The organism is Candidatus Desulfosporosinus nitrosoreducens, assembly GCF_030954495.1.
Lineage (GTDB): Bacteria > Bacillota > Desulfitobacteriia > Desulfitobacteriales > Desulfitobacteriaceae > Desulfosporosinus > Desulfosporosinus nitrosoreducens.
On record NZ_JAVHUW010000033.1, the window covers coordinates 1 to 21,414 of the forward strand.

The 21,414-nt window shown below is 41.5% G+C and carries 19 protein-coding genes; 16 read left to right on the forward strand and 3 right to left on the reverse strand.

Annotated elements, in window-relative coordinates; translation table 11 throughout:
• Nucleotides 1–591 precede the first annotated feature (591 nt).
• The 4 genes from REC12_RS04870 to REC12_RS04885 all read left to right on the forward strand — a co-directional run bounded on the left by REC12_RS04870 (nucleotide 592) and on the right by REC12_RS04885 (nucleotide 6,174).
• Nucleotides 592–1,818 (forward strand): Zn-dependent hydrolase, encoded by a 1,227-nt coding sequence (locus tag REC12_RS04870; RefSeq protein WP_308892690.1) that lies wholly within the window; start codon nucleotides 592–594, stop codon nucleotides 1,816–1,818.
• 32 nt (nucleotides 1,819–1,850) lie between these two features.
• Nucleotides 1,851–3,212, forward strand: coding sequence for an allantoinase AllB (gene allB, locus REC12_RS04875; RefSeq protein WP_308892691.1), 1,362 nt, complete (start codon nucleotides 1,851–1,853; stop codon nucleotides 3,210–3,212).
• Between the two features lie 130 nt (nucleotides 3,213–3,342).
• On the forward strand, nucleotides 3,343–4,728 hold the full coding sequence (gene allB, locus REC12_RS04880; protein ID WP_308892692.1) for an allantoinase AllB: 1,386 nt from the start codon (nucleotides 3,343–3,345) through the stop codon (nucleotides 4,726–4,728).
• Between the two features lie 48 nt (nucleotides 4,729–4,776).
• Nucleotides 4,777–6,174: an NCS1 family transporter gene (locus REC12_RS04885; protein WP_308892693.1), complete on the forward strand. Its 1,398-nt coding sequence runs from the start codon at nucleotides 4,777–4,779 to the stop codon at nucleotides 6,172–6,174.
• Between the two features lie 109 nt (nucleotides 6,175–6,283).
• On the opposite strand, the gene REC12_RS04890 is transcribed toward REC12_RS04885, so the two are convergent.
• Nucleotides 6,284–6,805, reverse strand: a complete 522-nt coding sequence (locus REC12_RS04890; RefSeq protein ID WP_308892694.1) for an ureidoglycolate lyase — start codon at nucleotides 6,803–6,805, stop codon at nucleotides 6,284–6,286.
• 311 nt (nucleotides 6,806–7,116) lie between these two features.
• Between REC12_RS04890 and allE the strand changes: the two genes are divergently transcribed.
• The 7 genes from allE (at nucleotide 7,117) to REC12_RS04925 (ending at nucleotide 13,713) form a co-directional block, all read left to right on the forward strand.
• Nucleotides 7,117–7,878 (forward strand): (S)-ureidoglycine aminohydrolase, encoded by a 762-nt coding sequence (allE, locus tag REC12_RS04895; protein WP_308892695.1) that lies wholly within the window; start codon nucleotides 7,117–7,119, stop codon nucleotides 7,876–7,878.
• Nucleotides 7,879–7,956: 78 nt separating this feature from the next.
• Nucleotides 7,957–9,618 carry a PucR family transcriptional regulator gene (locus tag REC12_RS04900; RefSeq protein ID WP_308892746.1) on the forward strand — a complete coding sequence of 554 codons (1,662 nt, stop codon included), beginning with the start codon at nucleotides 7,957–7,959 and terminating at the stop codon, nucleotides 9,616–9,618.
• Nucleotides 9,619–10,024: 406 nt separating this feature from the next.
• Nucleotides 10,025–11,257, forward strand: coding sequence for an HD-GYP domain-containing protein (locus tag REC12_RS04905; RefSeq protein ID WP_308892696.1), 1,233 nt, complete (start codon nucleotides 10,025–10,027; stop codon nucleotides 11,255–11,257).
• 39 nt (nucleotides 11,258–11,296) lie between these two features.
• Nucleotides 11,297–11,818, forward strand: a complete 522-nt coding sequence (locus REC12_RS04910; protein ID WP_308892697.1) for a hypothetical protein — start codon at nucleotides 11,297–11,299, stop codon at nucleotides 11,816–11,818.
• Nucleotides 11,800–12,549: a hypothetical protein gene (locus REC12_RS04915; protein ID WP_308892698.1), complete on the forward strand. Its 750-nt coding sequence runs from the start codon at nucleotides 11,800–11,802 to the stop codon at nucleotides 12,547–12,549. The genes REC12_RS04910 and REC12_RS04915 overlap by 19 nt, the downstream gene beginning before the upstream one ends.
• A gap of 13 nt (nucleotides 12,550–12,562) precedes the next feature.
• The gene (locus REC12_RS04920) at nucleotides 12,563–13,318 is read left to right on the forward strand and encodes a class I SAM-dependent methyltransferase (protein WP_308892699.1); all 756 of its coding nucleotides are present in this window, start codon (nucleotides 12,563–12,565) and stop codon (nucleotides 13,316–13,318) included.
• A 200-nt stretch (nucleotides 13,319–13,518) separates the two neighbouring features.
• Complete coding sequence (locus REC12_RS04925) at nucleotides 13,519–13,713, forward strand: DUF2197 domain-containing protein (protein WP_308892700.1); 195 nt, start codon at nucleotides 13,519–13,521, stop codon at nucleotides 13,711–13,713.
• Nucleotides 13,714–13,803: 90 nt separating this feature from the next.
• On the opposite strand, the gene REC12_RS04930 is transcribed toward REC12_RS04925, so the two are convergent.
• Nucleotides 13,804–15,036 carry an MFS transporter gene (locus tag REC12_RS04930; protein ID WP_308892701.1) on the reverse strand — a complete coding sequence of 411 codons (1,233 nt, stop codon included), beginning with the start codon at nucleotides 15,034–15,036 and terminating at the stop codon, nucleotides 13,804–13,806.
• A 522-nt stretch (nucleotides 15,037–15,558) separates the two neighbouring features.
• On the opposite strand from REC12_RS04930, the gene REC12_RS04935 reads away from it, so the two are divergent.
• The 5 genes from REC12_RS04935 to REC12_RS04955 all read left to right on the forward strand — a co-directional run bounded on the left by REC12_RS04935 (nucleotide 15,559) and on the right by REC12_RS04955 (nucleotide 20,846).
• A complete protein-coding gene (locus tag REC12_RS04935) occupies nucleotides 15,559–16,227 on the forward strand; it encodes a DUF6483 family protein (RefSeq protein ID WP_308892702.1) in 669 nt (222 codons plus the stop codon).
• Nucleotides 16,228–16,618: 391 nt separating this feature from the next.
• Entirely contained in the window at nucleotides 16,619–18,316 is a 1,698-nt protein-coding gene (locus REC12_RS04940) for a methyl-accepting chemotaxis protein (RefSeq protein WP_308892703.1), read from the forward strand.
• Between the two features lie 322 nt (nucleotides 18,317–18,638).
• Nucleotides 18,639–18,863, forward strand: coding sequence for a helix-turn-helix domain-containing protein (locus tag REC12_RS04945; RefSeq protein ID WP_308892704.1), 225 nt, complete (start codon nucleotides 18,639–18,641; stop codon nucleotides 18,861–18,863).
• Nucleotides 18,864–19,196: 333 nt separating this feature from the next.
• Entirely contained in the window at nucleotides 19,197–20,036 is an 840-nt protein-coding gene (locus REC12_RS04950; protein ID WP_308892705.1) for an ATP-binding protein, read from the forward strand.
• A 165-nt stretch (nucleotides 20,037–20,201) separates the two neighbouring features.
• On the forward strand, nucleotides 20,202–20,846 hold the full coding sequence (locus REC12_RS04955) for a flavodoxin family protein (RefSeq protein WP_308892706.1): 645 nt from the start codon (nucleotides 20,202–20,204) through the stop codon (nucleotides 20,844–20,846).
• 98 nt (nucleotides 20,847–20,944) lie between these two features.
• Here the strand turns inward: REC12_RS04955 and REC12_RS04960 are convergent, their stop codons facing one another.
• Nucleotides 20,945–21,307 (reverse strand): hypothetical protein, encoded by a 363-nt coding sequence (locus REC12_RS04960; protein ID WP_308892707.1) that lies wholly within the window; start codon nucleotides 21,305–21,307, stop codon nucleotides 20,945–20,947.
• Between the last annotated feature and the right edge of the window lie 107 nt (nucleotides 21,308–21,414).

Below are 21,414 nucleotides of genomic sequence, written 5' to 3' on the forward strand. Positions count from 1 at the left end.
GATTTTTTTCCTTAAGGCGTAGCAAAAGGACCAGACTGAAGCAATAGCAAGGACTAAGAAAATGATAAGCCAAGCCGGACGCATAGAAATCCCTCCATTTTAGATAGACTCTCAGCCTTGACCAAGGCATGAGGCATTGGGTTTTAAAAAGGAATTTTGTGTTTCAACTGTATATCACTAGGCGGTTACCCCTTTCCTAAAATTAAGTTGTCAGACGAGTGAAATAATTCACATATTTTTGTGATATTTTACACTTGTTAACTGAAATAGAAACGAACAAACCTTTGGCAGTACGAGGTAAAGATTGATTATCTATACTTATAATACTCCTATATTTTCTTTATGGTCAATATCAATATCTGGATCTCAGCAAAAAATACTTAGCTTAGAAAAATAGGGATTCAATCCTAACTTACAAAACTAAAATAAGCTTCTGACTATTGTGATTTATCTTATAAGGATAGTTGGGTATGACCATATTTATCTTGATTGTGAGAAGACGGGAGAAGAAAAATTGGCGAAAATATCAGTGTAAGTTAAAAAATCTGAGAAAGGAGATTTGGAAATTAAATAGTTTTAAGAGGTGGCAACGTGATTAACAAAAAACGACTATACAATCGCTTGATGGAGTTAGGGGAGATAGGGAAACAAAAAGCCGGAGGAATCACCCGGCTGGCATTTACGCCGGAAGACCGCGCCGCCAAAAATCTTGTCGCTTCCTTTATGAAAGAAGCCGGCTTAATTGTTCGTGAAGATGCGGTCGGCAATATTATTGGACGTTTGGAAGGCCGCAATCCGGAGGCTCCTGTGATCCTTACGGGTTCCCATATTGATTCTGTGTATAGTGGAGGAATCTTCGACGGCGCTTTGGGGATTCTGGGAGGAATCGAAGTGCTGCAAACGATGCAGGAGCAGGGGATCAAAAGTGAATACCCTATGGAGGTTATTGCTTTTAACGATGAAGAGGGAGCCCGTTTTAGTTACAGTATGCTGGGGAGCAGGGGGGTAATCGGCAGCCTGAAGCCGGAAGATTTGGAACTCAAGGATAAGGAAGGCATCTCCATTGCCGCTGCTATGAAGGCTCAAGATTTAGAACCTACGCTTATCCGCTGCGCTGCTCGAACTAAGGGAAGCATAAAAGCTTTTGTCGAATTGCATATCGAGCAAGGTAAAGTGCTGGAGACAAATAATCGGTCCGTAGGTATTGTCACCGGAATTGTCAATGAGTTATGGCTTAAGTGTACCTTTAAGGGGGAAGCAGGGCATGCAGGGGCTACCCCGATGACCATGAGACATGACGCTTTAGTTGCGGCTGCCGAGTTTGTCCAAATAGTTGAAAGAGAAGCTAAGAAAACAGGGACAGCGGTGGCCACAGTCGGGAAAATGAGTGTTTTTCCCGGGGGGATTAACATCATCCCCGGCTCGGTAGAGTTCACCCTTGATTTAAGAGATATTAACCAAGAAGTTAGTGATCGGGTAGAAGATTGCATTTTCCAAGAAGCAAAGAGAATTTGCCGGGAACGAAGTTTGGAACTGCACACCGAGGTTTTGCAGCGCATACCGCCCGCACCATGTTCGGAAACATTCCAAGGGGCCGCTGCTGATGCTTTTAAGCATTTGGGTTTTGAGCCCTTTTATCTTCCCAGCGGTGCCGGTCATGATGCTATGCAGCTTGTCAATATCTGTCCGATAGGTATGATTTTCGTTCGATCCAAGGATGGAATCAGCCATAATCCCGCCGAGTGGAGCTCGCCGGAGGATTGTGCTGATGGAGCCAATGTTCTTTACCATACGCTTCTAAATTTGGCGGGCCTTTGATTATTAATTTTAAAATAAGAGGGGACATGACTGTGTTTAACCTAGTTATTAAAAATGGTAAGGTTGTAACAAACGACAGAATTTTCGAAGCCTCTATTTGTGTGAATCAGGGTAGAATCGCAGCAATTGTCGAAGCCGGAACTTCATTGGAAGCTGAAGAAGTCATAGATGCTAAAGGAAACTATGTGTTCCCCGGGGCTATTGACAGCCACGCACATTTAAATGACCCCGGCTATTGCTGGAGAGAGGATTATGCCCACGGAACGGCTGCAGCAGGGGTTGGAGGGATTACGACAATTGTCGATATGCCTCTGCAAAATGAACCTGCTATGACGGATGGTAATCTCTTTGACAGAAAAGAGGATATTGTTTCCCCCAACGCTTATGTCGACTATTGCTTCTGGGGTGGCCTGGTAGACTATAATTTGGACCAATTAAAGGAATTGGATCAAAAAGGATGCGTGGCGTTTAAATCATTTATTGGCCCTGTTTCTCCGGATTACGTGTCTTTGACGATCGGGCAGGCTAAAGAAGCGCTGGAAATCTTAAAAGAGTGCGATGCTCGGGCAGGGTTTCATTGTGAAGATTATTCTATCATCAAGTGGGAAGAGGCCAGGGCTCGACGAAAAGAACATAACGATTGGCAGGACTTCTTAAATTCCAGACCCGTCATCGCCGAATTAATTGCGACGCAAAATATAATTGAGTTGGCCAGAGAACTTGAGGCCAAAGTTCACATTTGTCATGTAAGCCACCCGAGAGTTGCCAAAGTCATACAGGACGCTCAGTTGGAAGGCTTGGATGTCACGGCGGAGACTTGCGGGCACTATTTAACGTTTAATGATCAAGATGTCCTGCAGAATGGCAGCCTGTTTAAGTGTGCTCCCCCTCTGAGAGAAGCGGCTGCTGTCGAAGAAATGTGGGAGTATGTTAACAATGGCACCTTATGCTGTGTCGGTTCCGATCATTCTCCCTGTGAGTTGAGTGAGAAAAGCGAGGAAAAGCATGGTATTTTCGGAGCTTGGGGCGGTATTAGCGGAATTCAAAATGTTATGCAGGTTCTATTTAGTGAAGGGGTAGTTAAGAGAGGCTACAGTCCGACGTTACTGGCGAGATCCTTAAGTGCAGGTCCGGCTAGAACTTTCGGAATCTTCGGCAAAAAAGGTGCAATTGAAATCGGTTTTGATGCTGATCTTGTCATTTTAGATCCTGAAAGAGAATGGGAAATCACCCCGGATTCTTTATATTATAAAAATAAAATTTCAGCTTTCGTAGGTTTAAAAGGTATGGGTTTGCCGATATGCACCTTGGTAAGGGGGCAAGTTGTTGCCCGGGAGGGCCAATTAGTAGGGCCCAAAGGTTTTGGCAAACTTGTCAAAAAACTGAATAAGTAGGCTCCTTGTCTGCTTACTTTTATTATAAGCTTTCCCTTAAAGGCACATCACATCTCAGGGGTTGTTTTAACTCTTCCACCTCTCAGAGATCGCCGTCCGGCAACCGCGGGAGGTGGAGAGGAATGGCCAAATGCTAAATTACAGCAAATTGGAGGGAATCACTGTGAGCACAAACTATGATGTAATCATTCGCAACGGAATCCTCGTTTGCCCGGATGGCCTGAAAAAGGCGGATATTGCAGTTGCTGATGAAAAGATCGTGAAAATAAGTGAAGAGATATCAGGCGGGAGCAAAGAAACCATTGACGCAGCAGGGAATTATGTATTTCCGGGAACAACAGACGGTCATGTGCATTTTAATGATCCGGGCAGAACCGAGTGGGAAACAATCATGACCGGAAGCAGCGCTCTTGCGGCAGGCGGCGGGGTTGCGTATTTTGATATGCCTCTTAATTGCAGCCCTTGTACGCTTGATGCCAAAAACTTTAACGCCAAGCTTGCTGTGGCCCGGAAGGATTCCTTGGTTGATTATGGATTTTGGGGAGGCCTTACTCCCCGCAATTTAGATAAGCTGGAAGAGCTTGCAGAGTGCGGTGTTATCGGGTTTAAAGCCTTTTCCTGCGCCAGCGGTATTGATGAATTCGAAAGAATGGATGATTATACGGCTTATGTGGGTATGGAAAAGTTGGCAAAGCTCGGACTGCCTCTCATGGTGCATTGCGAGAATGCTGAAATTACAAGAGATTTAACGGCAATTGCCCTGGCAAATAATAAAACAACAGTGCGGGACTATTTTGCCGCCCGGCCGCCAATCACGGAAATAGAGAATGTTTCGCGCATGATTTCTTTTGCAGAAGAGACCGGTTGTAAATTAATCATTGCTCATATCAGTACGGCAAAAGCGGTCGAGCTTGTCACGCAGGCCAGAAGCAGAGGAGTAGACGTCTGCTGTGAAACGATTGGGCATTATTTAATTCTTATAGATGACGATGTTGAAAGATTAGGAACAGTGGCCAAATGCTCGCCTCCCATACGGGATAAGGAAAATCAAATGAAAATGTGGGCCAAGTTATTCAACAGTGAGATAGCCTTTGTTTCCTCCGATCATTCACCCTGCGATCCGCAACTTAAAGATGGGGAATTTTTAAAAGTTTGGGGCGGAATCTCAGCCTGTCAAACAACTCTTCCGGCTCTGCTTACCCATGCCTACCAGGATAGAAAAGTACCGTTAGGGGATATTGCCAAACTGACGTCGCAAAATGTCAACGAGATATTCAAAATCCCCGGCAAGGGGAAAATTGCCCTTGGCTACGATGCAGATTTTGCCCTTGTAGACTTGGCGCAAGAATTCACTTTGCAGGCGGAGGATCTTTTCTATAAGCATAAGGTGAGCCCTTATGTCGGCAACAAATTCTCCGGAATGGTAAGACAAACAATACTCAGAGGGACGACTGTTTTTAAAGATGGGAAGATTGTCTCCGAGCCTATTGGCAAACATCTAAAGCCCAATTTATAAAACAAAATTTTCAGAGCTAGAGCAAACAGTGAAAAAGGAGTTGGGTTTATGTCGATAAATTCGGAAAGTCAAATTAGCAAAGAAACGCAGATCCAACAAAATTCAGGGCTGGATGAGTCGCTAAAACCGAGGACTGCAGAAGGCAGAAATGTTGGCCCCTTTCATTACATGTTTATGTGGATTGGCGACGGTGTTAATTTAGGCAATATGACTCTGGGAGCTAGTTTAGTTGTAGCGGGCATCGCAACGTTAAACATCTTTCAGACCTTTGCCGCAGCCATTATAGCCATTGGCATTATTTCAGCCGTTTTTTCTTTAAACGACAGGCTCGGATATAAAACGGGAATACCGTACGTTGTTCAGCTTAGAATGTCTTTTGGCCTGAAAGGTTCCGTTGTATCATCACTTTTACGCGGTATTCCCGCCATCATCTGGTACGGCTTTCAAAGCTGGATTGGAGGGACTGCCTTAAATGAAATCGTAAAGATCCTCACGGGCGGGGCTTTTGACAATATTGCCGTATGCTTCGTGGTGCTTCAGTTAGTTCAAATCGGGCTTTCCTTGTACGGTTTCCATGCTATTAAATGGGTAGAATCTTTAACATCAGTTGTTATTATAGTGGCTTTTGCTTATGTGTTTGGTGTTCTTCTGACATCCCACAGCGCAGTTGTTGCCCAAAAATGGGTTCACGCCAGTGGCTCGTGGGGTCTGCCCTTCTTCGGATTTATTATGGTATTTATGGGAAATTACGCTGCTATTTTCTTGAGTGCGGCAGACTATTCAAGAGAGTTAAAACCCGGGATTAGAAATGTTAAACGTGGCTCTTTGTACTTTCTGCCTATTTTAATTGCCTACGGTTCCGTTATTTGCATTGGTGCGATGCTTGCTTGCGCAACTGGTATTTCCAATCCTGTGAAGGCATTTGCCATTGTGGTTGATAATTCTTATATCACTGTTTTTGTGTCGGCATTTATCATTCTGGGGGCAGTTGCCACAAACATGGTTGCTAATATTATCCCGCCTACGTATGTTATTACCTTGCTTACAAAGTTGAAATACAAAGTGGCTGTTACCATAACCGGATTGCTTGCTCTATGTTCATTTCCCTGGGTGCTGGTGCAGGATTCCTCGGCTAAGGGTCTGGGAATGTTTATTCTTATCTATTCCGCCTTTTTAGGTCCAATTGTTTCAATTTTGTTAATTGAATATTATGTATTGAGAAAGCAACATGTAGATGTCGCGGAGTTATATAAAGAAGACGGTCAATTCGCCGGTTATAATCCGGCCGCTATCCTGGCAATGCTGATCGGAGCCGGTGCCGCCTTTCTCAAAGTAGACCTGGCTTGGATTATCGGCGTTGTTGTGGCAGGAATAGTTTATCTTCTGCTCATGAAGTTTGCCTTTAAGGGTTCTAAATTTAAAAAAGGCACGATTTTTGAGCAATAACCATAAATCTGCCCAGTCTGAACAAGAGCCGATTCCCTCATATGGAGAATCGGCTCTTGTTATAATTTAATTCTTATTTTTGAGTGATATTTATATCTAAGCAAGCGTCTTACAGCTGAATTTCAAAAGTCACGCCCAGATCGCGAATCTGACAATCACCATCGTAGAGCGGGTTGATAGAATCATCGGTAGTGGCCTTACGTGTTGCCAGAATATAACCAAACGATTCTTCAAGGGGAAGAATCGTTCCGTGCCATATTCCGCGATGAATGACAAAGGCGGTATAGCTTTCGAGTAAGAAACAGCGTACAGAGTCGGGCGAAGGAAGAGCCTCAAGGTCATCAGGATCCGTTGCCGGAGCGACACTGATAATAGCGGGGCCCCCAAAAAGGGGAAAGAATCCTTGAGTAACTTTTAAGTGGCGTTCTAAGGATGTGAATTTAAATTCTTTGCGCTTAAGTAACGCGTAAACGAATTCGGCCGGGCCATCATCGACTTCAAAAGGTATTCTGTCAGCAAAAACCGGGGGTATAGATTTAATAGGAGGAACTCCAGGCTCACGTAAAAGTACATGGCCGTAAGGTGCGAAAGCTTCTTTGGAAAAAGGTTCGACTTTAATTAGGCGATTCATTCCGAAAATGTCCCCTTTCATGTTAAGAGTGCATGTTGACATGCTTTGATATATAATTACTCATTTTCTAGTCTAATCCTTTTGCTATATTTGATGATACCGCCACGAAATGTTTATCCTAATCTTCTAATTAGGGTATAACTAACTTGACCTGAGCATTGGCATGTTGATAATTTAGGATGTTAATTTATCCAAGAATGATATTTGGACAAGAGATCTTTTAACCATTTAGGCTAAAGGTAGCCTTAAGTTTGGTCACGAATATAAGAAAAATATTAATATTTTATCAGATTTGGAAGGAGAGGTTATCCATGGGTTATCCAAATGGACCGCTGTCTACGAGAGCGATTGTTAAACACGGCAGATATGCACTAATTCCGCCTGAGGGACGAGTTAAAAATGTTATTCCTAATCTGGAGAATTGCAATACCAGCATCATTGCGTCTCCTGAGCTAGGGCCGAAATTTGCCATGTATACGATTGAAGTCCTGCCTAATGGCGGTACCGGCAATGATTTTAAGGAAGATGGGATTGAAACCTTTGTTTATTGCCTGGGAGGTGTTGGGACAGTAAACGTAGAAGGGAAAGCTTACGAACTTACAGAAGGAGGCTTTGTCTTCGCACCGGTTTCCTGCGGGGTAGGCCTCAAAAACACAAGTGATCAGCCTTGGAAGCTTCTCCTTTATAAACAACGCTATCGGCCGTTAGCCGGTTATGAAGCGAGAGTTGTCGCGGGCAATTTAAATGATATCCCCGATGAGGCCTACGATGGCATGGAAAATGTGCGGATCAAAAACATTTTACCTACCGAGTTAGGCTTTGATGTTAATTTTCATACCTTAAGTTTCTATCCCGGTGGCTGTCACCCTTTTGTGGAAACTCACGTTCAGGAACACGGACTCTATTTTCTGGAGGGTGAAGGAGTCTACTTAATTGATGATAAGTGGATTCCGGTAAAACCGGAAGATTTCATCTGGTTTGGCCCTTACGTACCGCAAGCATACTACGGTGCGGGAAGAACACCTTCAACCTATATTTACACTAAGGATTGCAATCGCGACATTGAGTTGTAAAATGGAATCAGCTAACAGATAGCCCGAATTATGAAAATCGAACTCTAATAGATTTCTTAACTTAGGGAGATGGTAACACTGGAGATTACGGTGAAGGATGCTTTGAAAATCGGTCCTTTGAGTACGTCGAAAACGATCGCCGGGCATCATAAGTTGGACAATGTAGTTAAAGGTGTTACCATCATGGAAGCTCCGGATATTGTCAATTGGCTCGCCGGCGGTGAATTGCTGCTTACCAGTTTATATTCCGCGCCTGTCGGGAGTCTAAACTATGAGGACTTCGTTAAAAAGCTTGCCGAAAAAGGTGTGGCAGCCATTGCTATTAAAGTTGGCCGTTTTGTCGAAAGTGTTCCTGAGGATATGATCGAGGCAGCCAATCAGTACGGCTTGCCTATTTTGGCCCTTGACGCCAAGGTGCGTTTTGTTGATGTAATGTACCCTATCATGGCTGAACTTTTTAATAATCAGGTGGTTAAGTTAAATTATTATAAAGTTATTCAAGAGCGTTTTACAACCTTAGCTCTTCATTGTCAGGGGTTAGAGACGATCATTAAAACCCTGGAGGAGCTAATTGGCAACCCTGTCGCCGCCTATGACCGCAATTTTAAATGCCTGTGTACCACAAATCCTTGTCTTGAAAAGTTCACTGAAGTGGCCGATCTGTTCCAGCGTGAGGGCCTAAATGATAAGCTTTCTTTTTATCGTCAGATAGTACGATTTCCGGCTTTAGGAGAGGAACCTGTTTCCCAGGTTGTCGTACCGATCCAGGCCTTCAGTCAGGTCAAAGCCTACCTTACGGTGGTGGAAATGAATAAAAAACTGCAAGAAATGGATTTGATCTGTTTAGAACATGCAGCGACCGTAGTAACTCTTGACCTGGTCAAAAAAGTAGCTGTACAGGAAATTGAACAGAAATTCCAAAATGATCTTATAGAGAATTTGATAAGCGGGAATACAGCCTTAAATAATACCCTTGAACGAGCGGCGCTGATCGGCTGGGACCTATCCAAGTCCTATACGATTGTTCTTTTTGATATTGACAACATCGATGGGATTTTAGCCAAAAGCAAGCATAGCCCGGATACGATGCTGCAGGGGTTAAAATCTGATGTCGTTGCCATAATTACGAATGCAGTGAGAAGGCATACTAAAAATTATATCCTGGGAACTAAAAATGATGCCATTATTCTGCTGTGGCCTTCGCCCAAGGATCAAAGCGGTCTCTTGAAATTGATTAAGAATACTGGCCAAGAAATTCAAGAACAAATTAAAAAGAAGGTTAAGAAAGTCTCAGTTGCCATAGGAATTGGAGATGTCGCCTTAAATGTTGAGGAGATTCCCAGAAGTTTCAAGGAAGCTCGTGATGCCATTACTTTTGGCCGGATGATTCAGGGTCAACATGTGATAGAGGCTTTTTCCGAATTGGGAGTATTTCGCATTCTTTGTAAATTTGCTGAACGGAATGAATTACAAAACTTTGTTCCCAAACCTCTGCTCAAGCTAATTGAGCATGATAAAATTAATGAAACGTTCCTCCTGAAAACACTGGAAGTCTTCTTAGAATGTAATGGCAATGCCAGCAAAGCGGCTAAGGAGCTGTTCATACACTACAAAACGATGCTTTATCGTTTAGAGCGTATTAAAGAGATCACTGGGATGGATTTAGAGGCTAATGAACACCGCTTAGAGATCGAGATGGGTTTGAAAATTATCCATCTTCTGGCTAATGAGTCCTTATAAAGAAGACTTGATTCAGGTGGAGTTTTAACTCCATCTGAATCTTAGTCGCACTTAGCCGGGGACTTAGCCGCTCTTAACTCACTGCTTGCAGAAGCGGGAGTCTTAGAGCGGATTAGTCAGCGGATAAAAGGATAGTACTCCTAATTCAGCTCCGGTAAATTAAATTTTAGAGAATCCTCATTTGATTTTCCTAAAGCCTTTATTTAGAGAGAACAAAACCATGCATAGATCGTGGGTAAAATCCACCTATAATGCATGGTTTTTAATTTCAGGAAAACTATAAGTATTCGTTTGGCCCTAGTCTCTTTGGCTTTTTCTTGCGGAAAAGAACAAGAAGTTTAGAGCGCTTAAAGGAATAACTAACAACTTGCCGAATTTAGATAAACAGGGTGAGGAGGAGAATCTCTTGATCGACATCGATTTAGGTGAAATATTTTGTTCGTTTTCCAAAGCTCTTGATCTATCATTGTATGGAATTTCCAATCATCATAAGACGGTAGCTTTAATTTCTAAAGCCATTGCCGATGAGCTTAATATGCCTGAAGAAGAGCAGCGGCTGATTTTTTATAGCGCCTTGGTTCATGACGCTGGTATGGCGCCTGAGGAAGAGCTCCGGGACATTTTGCCGTTTGAAGATATAAATTCTTTTGATCATTGCCAAAGAGGGTATGAAATTTTTTGCCACAGTAAATTAACAGATAAAGTTGCCATGATAATACTTCATCACCATGACCGCTGGAAAGCAGTGAATGCTTCGGGCTTGTGTGAAAGCTCAATCGCATTAGCCAGTAATATTATTTACTTGGCTGATCGGGTTTCGGTGTTAACGGAAAATTCCAAGGGCTATATCCTGAATTTACGCGAAGATATCCTTAATACTATCTCGCAAAAATCCGGAACTGTTTTTAATCCTGCTGTCGTGGAAGCTTTTCAGAAAACCTCGAAAAAGGAATCTTTTTGGCTTGACATTCAGTCTGAATTCCTAATGGAGTTCGTTCAATCAAGACGGCCTCGGCACTATATGCGGATATCAGTGGAAGAACTTGTTGATTTAGTGAAGTGTTTTTCGAGAATTATCGATAATAAGAGCCATTTTACCAGGAATCATTCTCGAAGGGTAGCTCTAGTCGTTGAGTTTTTGGCTCAAAAAGTAGGTTTTTCTGATTCCGAACTAAGCCTGATTAAAATTGCCGGTTATCTTCACGATTTAGGAAAAATATCCATACCTAATTCGATTTTGGATAAGCCGGCAAAACTGACCCGGGAAGAAGCGGCGATTGTGAGAAGGCATACTTACTATTCATATTATCTGCTGAAAACAATTACAGGCTTTGAAAACGTGGCGGCTTGGGGGGCTCACCATCACGAAAGACTTGATGGCAGCGGCTACCCTTTCCACCTGACAAAGGATGAGCTCCCGCTGGGGTCAAGATTGATGGCGGTCGCCGATATTTTTACAGCCTTGACGGAAGACAGGCCATATCGCCAAGGAGTCAATAAACAAGAATGTTTAGCTATCTTGAACAAGCTTGTCGCGGCTCAAGCAATAAGCGAACAAGGGGTTAATCTCGTTAAAGAACATTACGAGGAATTGTTAGCTTTGATTTCGGATGAAGGGAATTCGAATTCTACCCGATAGATTATTGCTGGGCTTTAAAAGACAAAGCAGGTGAAGAAATTGGCAAAGATTATTGCTGTGGAAATTGATGATGTTCTTAATAATTTTGCTTCTATGATGAATGAAATGGGTATTATTTATGATGCCAGACTGCACTCAATTGCCGATCCGCTTTTAAAGAAGTGCCTCTATAAGTTGGAAGAAGGAGGCTTAACCCCAACTGCGGAAAAGGTAATGGAATCGGCAGTGGCCCGTGACGACAGTGTGGTATTTCTTCGTTGGCTTTCTGAAAGAGGGTGGACGATCATACTTTTTACGTATCGGGATTTGCGTTTTGCTTACGATCAGACGATAAAATGGTTAAATGATCATCAAATACAGTATGACTATCTGTTTTCTGTCGATAATATCATTAATTTCTGCCAAGATATGAAAATACAGTGTTTGATCAGTGCGCAGCCGTTTCAGGTTGCGAATCTGACAGTCTTTTCTCCTGCCGGATCAGACAAGAAGAATTTGAGAGATGGGCTCTACGAGTTTTATTATTTTGAGGAAGTCGGACAATGGATAGAAAAGTTATGATGCTTTATGAATTTTATACCGGACTTGATCAAGAACAAGTTAAAATTGAAACAAAATTGCATAGTTTGGATTATCTTAAGGAATTATCTGCTAAGGCTAAGCTAGAGTACTGCGAGCTTAGCGGTAAAGTTTATAAATATAAGCTATCTGGAGTTAGTCAAGACTTTTATCGAGAATTACTAAAGGATCATCTTGACAAGAAAAGTAATTTGTGTGCATACTTCCGCGATAAGGAAAGCAGCTTATTTGCCTTTAATTTAGATTCGAAAAGCGAATGGAAAGATAAAATAAAGATAGCGGCCCTGTACATGGCCGACAGTTTATTGAAAGTTGGAATTGCTCCCCTGATCCTCAAGTCGGGACATGGCTATCATTTTTGGTGTCGCAATTCAGTGCCGGTTCCCAACAGCAAGCTGCAAATCTTTATGTCTTTAATCAAGAAATCAACCATACAGCAAATGATGCTTAAAGGAATTGAGACAAATGACTTGCAATGTACTTGTTATCCTAGGCCCAACGGGAAGGATGTATCCTTAAGACTGTTTGGCAGCAAGCATATGAGAACCGGTATGTTTTCTTCCGTAGTAACTCGTATTGATGCAGAGGACACTATTTTAGGAGAAGAGGATTCCTGGCGCTATTTCGACCGTTATTTGCGTGAATTTACCCTTGCTGAAAAAACCTTTGCCAAGGCCTTTGCCGAGGCTCAAAAGATATTTGCTAGCGAATAGTTAGGAGCTAAAAATGAACAGTAAAGAAAGATTTTCCAGCAAAGTATTAAATTATGGGAAATATCGCCCGACATATCCCAAGGAGTTGGTAAATTATCTCCTCCGGGAAGTAGGTATTTCCACAAATGCCGTTATTGCTGAAATCGGAGCCGGGACGGGGATTTTTACAAAATTGCTTGCGGATAAGGTCAAAAAAATATGGGCAGTTGAGCCCAATCATAATATGCGTTCAGCCTGCAAGGATTATTGCAAAGAATTGAACAATATTGCCGTTCTTGACGGAAGTGCGGAGAAAACCGGCTTACTTAATCATTCAGTGGATTATATTATCACTGCACAGGCCTTCCATTGGTTTGATAGAAATAAAGCCAAGCTGGAGTTTCAACGGATACTCCAACCAAATGGCAAGGTAATTCTTATTTGGAATCGCCGAGCGGAGGAAGAGCCTTTTATTATAGAAAACGCTGACCTGTGTAAACGTGTTTGTCCTGAATTTAAGGGTTTTGCTGGTGGAATCAGCTATAAACCTGAGGCATTTCATGATTTTTTTAGAGATGGATTATGTGAGTACCGGGTTTTTGAAAACAATAGGCAATTAGGATTAGAAGCTTATATTGGAGCCAGCTTGTCGGCATCATATGCTCCAGGTGAAAACGATTCTAACTATAAGGAATTTATAGATGGCTTGCAAAAGTTATTTGCAAAGTACAGCAGAAATGGTAAGATCCTCTTTCCTAATAGAACCCATAGCTATGTGGGAAATATTTAAGAAGCCAATAATTATAGGAAGATAAAGCAGACTAAGATTCAGGTGGAGTTTTAACTCCATCTGAATCTTAGTCGCACTTATCCAGGGACTTAGCGCTCTTAACTCAGATATTCCTTTTAAAATTCTTTCATCAAGGTTTGTCTCAGCAACATATGCTATATCAATTGCAAAGACTTATCGGCAATGAAAGGAGACAGGGTATGAATATTCGCTGTAAACTCTGTGGGGCGCTTGGAGAGATCGCTCCAAGCCATAAAGATTTTCTCTCGGTTAAACAAAACCCCAATTTTACCTATATTTGTGAATTCTGTGCGCGCAAGATTCAGTTTGAAATGCAGGAAGCTAATGCTATTTACAAATTCAACCGTTATTCTAACAATCCCCTAAAATCCTGACATCCATGCCAGCTAAGATCACGGATCAACTCATCTGCTTTACAAGCCATCTTTGCTTCAAAAATAAAAATCCAATGAAATCGACTCTGTTTAAAGGCCGGGCTGTAATGTGCGATTTTTTATGATGGTATTGATAATGATCAATCCAATTAAGACAGCTGATATTGATCCGCAAATCAGGACTCCTATACCTGCCCCCCATTTTTGGGAAATGCCGCCGACGAAAAGATTTCCAATAGGAGTTGTACCGAGAAAAGCAAAGGAATAAATACTCATTACTCGACCACGAAACTCAGTGTCGGAATTAAACTGCATTGTTGAATTAGCAGTTGTCATGAACAGGATATTAGAGAAGCCGATAATCGCCAACATCACAGCGGCTAAAGGCAAAAAATGTACCAGGTAAAGTAAGGTGAGAAAAGTTGATACGGTAAATGCGCTGCCAAAAAGCAAACGCAGTCTCGGCTTGCCCTTAGCCCAGGAGGCCACCATGAGCGCCCCGACCAGAGAGCCGGCGCCGCTGCAAGACAAAAGAAAGCTATATCCTCCTACCCCTTGTTTAAGCACATCTCCGGCGTATAAAGGAATAATTACATTATAATTCATGACAAAAGTACCGACAGCCAATGTACATAAAACTGTACTGCGCAGGGGAACCGAGTGCTTGACATATTTAAGCCCTTCGTGTATCTCCACGAGTACTTTCTTGGGTACTCTTTTATATTCATGGGGTTCTGTCCTGATTAAATTGATGGCAATTATTACCGGAATAAAGCTGATTCCGTTCAGTAAAAACAATGGACCGGCTCCGTATTTGGCCATTAATATCCCTGCCAGAGCCGGTCCGACCATTCTGGCTACATTAAAGACCGACGAATTAAGGCCAATGGCGCTTCTCAAATCTTTTCTTTCTACTAAATCCGGCATAAAGGATTGACGTGTCGGTTGATCAAGAGTATTAACCAGACCGAGCAAAATGGCTAAACCAAAGACATGCCAGTAAGTGACATGACCAGACAGAACAAAAAAGGCCAAAGCGAAAGCGATAAGCATCAGACAAATCTGAGTGAGAATTAATATGTTTTTTTTGGGATAACGATCGATAAATACTCCGGCAAAAAGTGATAAACACATAACGGGGCCGAATTGAGCCACCCCGAGCAGACCTAGCAAAAGCGCGGATTTAGTTAAGGTGTAGACTAGCCATTGTTGGCCCGTAGTATCCATCCAGGTGCCAATCAAGGAAATACATTGGCCAAACCAAAAGTAGCGGAAATTGCGCTGAGTTAAAGCGGGATATGTTTCCTTAAGTTTTGTCAACATGCTCTGTGTCACTCATTTCCTAAGTTTTCCTTGGATTCTTTTGAAATTTGCTTTTACTTCAGCTGTCTTTAACTTTTTGGGTGTCTTAAATAAGGAAATGGGTATAAAGTAAGAGATCATCACAGCGGTAGTTAATTCTGATCCTGGAAGGATTGCCTAGGTTCTTATGTGTAAAGATTAACGTAATACTCAGATGAACCTAACGGTTTGTGACAAGTACTATTAAATGAAGTACTCTTGATAATACTATTATTTTATTACTTGATCTCAACCTTGTCAAAGGAGGCAAATACCAAGGGACGCCTGATAAGGATAGTGAGCGTCACCCGTTGGCACTGTTTCTTTTGCCTCTTTTACCAAGAGTAATGAAGCTTTTCAGGGCGAAAGTGCAATTAAAAATTTAAAGGTTGGCGTTTGGCAGCTTTTTCAGGGGTATAATACTTATGTAATCATGGAAGCAAAGAGTTATGAGTTAAAGATATTGCGTTAGAGTCCATAAAATTCAGGAACGGTGGGTAAGGCATGTTTGAAGATAAAGATTATTTAATGAAAATGATCAAAGAATTCACAATATCTCTTGGTAAAATTATGGGACTAAAAGCTGAAAATAAGATAGAAGAGAGTCAAGAAGCTCTCAACGATACCTTAAAATATGTTACTGAACTAAATATCGAAGTAATAGAGGCGCTCCCGTATGATATTTTAATCCATAAAGTAAGCGGAAACAGATTATTCAATACCGGGAAGCATCTTATGCTTGGCGAGTTATTGATACAACAAGCAGATATTTTTGAAATTAAGGGAGAAAAATCCAGGGCGAAAAATTTATATTGGAAGAGCCTGAATATCTTGATTAATATTTTTTTGTGTGGTGACGCTCTTGCCTCAGAAGAAGATAAAAGCAGGATTGACGAGCTGATAGAAAAAATCGGATGGTTTAATTTACCCAATGAAAGTAAATTGTCGCTGTTTCAATATTATGAACTTACTAATAAATATGCAAAAGCTGAAGATGTGCTTTTTGATTTAATTAAAACAACTGAAGTAAATCAGGATATTTTAACTAAAGGAATTGACTTTTATGAAAGGTTAATCAATAAAGATCCGGATGATCTGGAAAAAGGGAATTTGCCAATGGATGAAGTGTCTGAAGGCTTGGCAACTTTAAGAGAATACCAGAAGAAGCAGTAATTTTGACAAAGGCGGTCTAAAACCGCCTTTGAGTTTACAATATAAGTAAAAAACCTCATATTAATAGTTATCATAAGTCATGTATAATAAATATGATAAATAATGGCCTTCCTATTCTATAATATGTTATATTTAATCAAGACTTGGATATAGTTCAACAATAAATTTATTTAATCATTATATTTTCAGTAGATCATAAACCCGGAGGCACTAGAACTAAAAAATATTTTTTTGTTTATAAAGACCCTAATATAGCAGAGAACATGTTCCGGGGAACAAAGGCGTAAAAACCTCTGCAAAAGACAAATGCTAAGTAAGTTTGTTGCAAAATATTCAAAAGGGAAAGCAATAGGATCTGCCTATATTAATAAATTAAAAGGGGAGATAAGTATTGAACATAAAGAAAAGATTAATTATAGGTTTTTTGCTTATTGTGGTCTTATTTTCAGCAGTTTGTGGTTTTGCTCTTTTTAAAATTGCCGATATGGAAAGTAAAGCTAAGGCGATTGATAGTAAATGGTTGCCTAGCATAGAAATGATGGGCTGGTTTAATGGTGCCGTTTCTAATGTCGCTCGCTTGAACCTGGCTATGGTTTCTGAGAGCGATACTGCGGCGGAAGCTAAGCTCGACGATCAGCAAACGAAGTTGCTCCAAGAGATAAATCAAAAACTTCAGGTCTATCAAAAAGGTATGATTAGTGGTCCGGAGGAACAGAAGCTATTCGATTCATTTAAGAAGGATTGGGAGCTCTATACAGCCAAGATTTTAGCAATTAAGGAGGCCATCAAATCCAATAATACCGTGCTCGCTAAGGAAATGATTGATAATGCGGATCCTTTATGGACCCAAGCCAATACATCAGTCACGGATATTATTGCTTTCAATAACAATGCTGGGCTCGTGGATTCCAAAAACTCAGTTGCCAATGCCAAGTCGGCATATTTGTGGGTTTCGATATTTAGCATAGGCATCATAATTCTAGCCTTGGTTCTAGGCTGGTTTATAGCTCTGATGATCGCTAATCCGATGGCTGAAATGGTGGCAAATGTTCAGGAAGTTGCCAATGGCAACCTGGCGATTAAGAAAGTTGAGATTAAATCTAAAGATGAAGTCGGATCGTTAGGCATGGCGTTAAATGCTATGACTGATAATCTACGAACTCTTATCGAAAAAGTATCGGAATTAGCAATACAAGTAGCGACCTCTGCGGGAGAGCTTACTTCCACTGCTGAACAGTCGGCGCAGAGTACTTCTCAGATTGCGGTATCGATTAACGAAATAGCTTCCGGCGCCGAGCAGCAAGTAACTGCGATTGATGAGACTTCGGCGATCGTAGAACAAATGTCGGCGGGAATCCAACAGATTGCCGTAAACACAGCTACGGTACTGGAATCGGCCACTAAAACCGCTAATGCCTCTCATGATGGCGGTAAGGCAATTACGACAGCTATTGAACAGATGAAGAGCATTGAGAAAACCGTTACCTATTCCGCGGAGATAATTACCAAACTAGGGGAGCGCTCTAATGAGATAGGGGAGATTGTTGCCACAATATCGGGGATTGCCGGACAGACTAACCTTCTGGCCTTGAATGCTGCCATTGAGGCCGCTCGGGCAGGTGAACAAGGGCGCGGTTTCGCAGTTGTTGCTGAAGAAGTAAGAAAGCTGGCCGAACAATCCTCAGATGCGGCCAATAAAATCGCTGAATTGATTGACGAGGTTCAAGGTGATACGAATAATGCGGTATCTGTCATGGGGACAGGAACTACGGAAGTTAAGGTCGGAACTGAGGTAGTAACGGCGGCAGGTCAAGCGTTTAATGAAATAGCGGCGCTTATTGTCCAGGTTTCGGACCAGGTCAAAGAAATTTCGGCCTCAATTCAACAAATAGCCGGCCGGAGTCAAGATATGGTAGTTTCAATGCGCGAAATTGATAAGATTGCTAAAGACGCTTCCGGCCAAACCCAAACTGTATCGGCTACTACAGAGGAGCACTCTGCATCCGTTGAAGAGATTGCGGCCTCCAGTGAAAGCCTGGCTGAAATGGCTCGGGATCTGCAAAGTGCGGTAAATATATTTAGAGTTTAATTTATCCGCTGACTAATCTGTTCTAAGACTCCCGCTTCTACAAGCGATGAGTTAAGAGTGGCTAAGTCCCTGGATAAGTGCGACTAAGATTCAGATGGAGTTAAAACTTCACCTGAATCAAGTCTTCTTTATACGATTAAACTTGCTTTTTTGCCACTAGTCCCTGTATAGTTTTAGCTGTACAGGGGTTATTTTGTCAAAGCATTGGTCGTAGGACTTTTTTCCTGTTTTTAAAAACAAATAGAGGATTATGATTATTTGTGCAGAAAAATGCGATAGGAATAAAGCCCGGAGGCGTCAGGAAAGAAGGCGAGACGTTCTATTGATCATTATCAATAAATCAGTTTGCAAACGCATCTCCCTTTATAGGAGAAACAGTAAACTGACTCAAGAAGAATTGGCGGCTAAGGTTGGGGTTCGTTTCGATCATCTTAGCGAAATAGAGGCTGGATCAAGGATTCCTCGGATAAGTGAGCTTGCCCAATTAGCGGCCGGCTTGAATATTCCAATTGATGAATTACTCAAAAACAAGGATGGCTCTAGTTAATTAGGGCGTTCTTTGTTTATAGTTGCTTATCAAGCTCTCGTCGGTAAGATGGGGGCCGTTTGGCGTTCTGTCAGTGCCAAATTATAAAAAACTTCTATTTCGTTAATAAATAAACGTTATTATTCAGAAGGGATTTCCCCCTAGGCCATCGAAGTGTTATATATTAATAAACATATAGCTTTAATATGTTTTGGAAGGAGGGCAAAGGCTACTTTTTAGAGGGGGGAAGACTTCATTGTTTAAATTCCAAATCCAGCAAAACCCTGGTAGATGGCAAAAATCTGCCACCTCCGAGTACTAAGAGAAATATATTGTGACGGAGGAGTTTCAAAATTGGCTGCAGCAAGATTTTATAGTATTGAAGATTGGGAAAAATTTGTGGATATTAAACAAGAATTAATAAAGGTGAAAGAACAACGGCGAAACCTTCAGCAAAAGTTGGAGGCGCTGACTGAGAAATTAAAATTGGAAACAGAAAAGAGGGAATATTCCGAGAATGAAATAACTAAATTAGGGCGTCTTAATATGATCGGTCAATTGGCAGCTGGCTTAGGCCATGAAATTAGAAATCCGATGACAACAATACGAGGATTTCTCCAAATGCTTCAGAGTAAAACTGACTTGCACACATACAAGAACTATTTCGAGTTAATGATCGAAGAACTTGATCGGGCAAATTTAATCATCACGGATTACTTGTCTTTGGCTAAAGATAAACCAGTTGAGCTCAAACGACTATGCTTGAATAAATTGTTGGATGACCTATTTCCGCTAATGCAAGCCGATGCTTATACTCAAGGCAAAAAGTGTGTTTTTGAGCCGGGAAAAGTAATGGAATTTGAGATGGTTTCTAATGAAATTACTCAGCTTGTTTTAAATTTAGCGCGGAATGGGCTTGAAGCAATGCCGCTTGACGGGTGTCTTACAATTAAAACCTTTATGGATGACCAGAACATAGTCCTGAGTGTAAAAGATGAAGGCAAAGGCATTAGTGAAGAACATTTGTCGAAACTTGGAACTCCATTTTTTACGACGAAAGAAAACGGTACGGGTTTAGGCCTTCCGATGTGTTATAAAATTGCCGCCAAGCATAATGCCTTCATAGATGTTAAGACCGGTTCTGATGGAACTACTTTCTTCGTTCGATTTCCTGCGTCAAAAATAGGTGATTGAGCTAGGTAAGGCTTTTTCAAAAGATGTGGAAAATTAATTAATGAGTACTTTGAGCAAATTTAAGGCACAAAAAAGTGCGTACTTGTATATTTGTTCCTCGCTAGTATAATTTAGTGACAGCAAAAGTAAATTCACAAAATACTATAGCGGGAGATGAATATTACTATGAAAGCAATCGCCGTCAATGGGAGTCCGAGGAAAAACTGGAATACCGATACCTTATTGCAAAAAGCTCTTGACGGGGCTAAATCTGTGGGAGCTCAAACAGAAACCGTACATTTATACGACTTGAATTTTAAAGGTTGTATTAGTTGTTTTGCCTGTAAAAGGAAAAACGCCAAACATGCCGGGCACTGTGCTATGCGGGATGATCTGACGAATGTTCTGAACAGGATTTTGGAATCTGATGTCCTTCTATTAGGTTCCCCTATCTATTTCGGCAATGTTACAGGAGAAATGCGTTCATTTTTAGAACGCTTGCTATTTTCCAACCTTTCCTATAACGAAGGCCATCCGTCTGTCTTTCAAGGCAAGCTATCCTCAGGTTTCATCTATACGATGAATGTTCCGGAAGAGTTTGTAAAAAAGGTTAACTATGAAGCTTTATTTCAGCAAAACATAAATTTGCTGCAAAGATTCCAGGGAAGCACTGAATTCATGATCTCTACGGATACTTACCAGTTCGATGATTATGCCAACTATGAAGCCTCTATGTTTGACGAAAAACATAAGTTTCAAGTGAGAGCTGAACGGTTTCCGCTAGACTGCCAAAAGGCCTTTGATATGGGAGCTAGACTGGCGAGCCTCTAGGATTGCTGAAAATTGGTTTCTGTCAATCCTCTTTTGATCAGAAACAGCAAGACCTATCGAGTTAAATGCTTGATAGGTCTTGCTGTCGGTACGTACAATTATTCCGGAGATGTTTGCATTGCCTTTTGGGCCTTTAAGATCCCGATGCCGAAATGAATGAAATAATTTGGTACCCCTGCAACGGGAATCCAATAACCGCTGATGGGAGTTTCTCCTATTTTAGAATTTACGGTAACTGCTTCATTAGTATCCAGAGCTTGGTTTGCCTTGCAGCCCTTATGATTTTCAGGTTGAACGGCATTACATTTAGTTCCTGGTAGGCCGCCTAAATCCTTACAAAATTTATTGACCGCTAAAATAGTTCTGTCCCGGTGAATCAGCATTACAGGTTCCGGAAACTTACCCCACATCATCTCAAAAGCTTTGATTAGTTGTTCATTACCTTGTTCTGACTCAGTCATTTTTATCACCCTCCAATTATTAATTGGGTTACACGCTAAAATTTTTAAGATAGCCTGTGCATTGATTTACTGAATTGCGGTTCTTCAGCTTGCATTTTAGTAAAGAG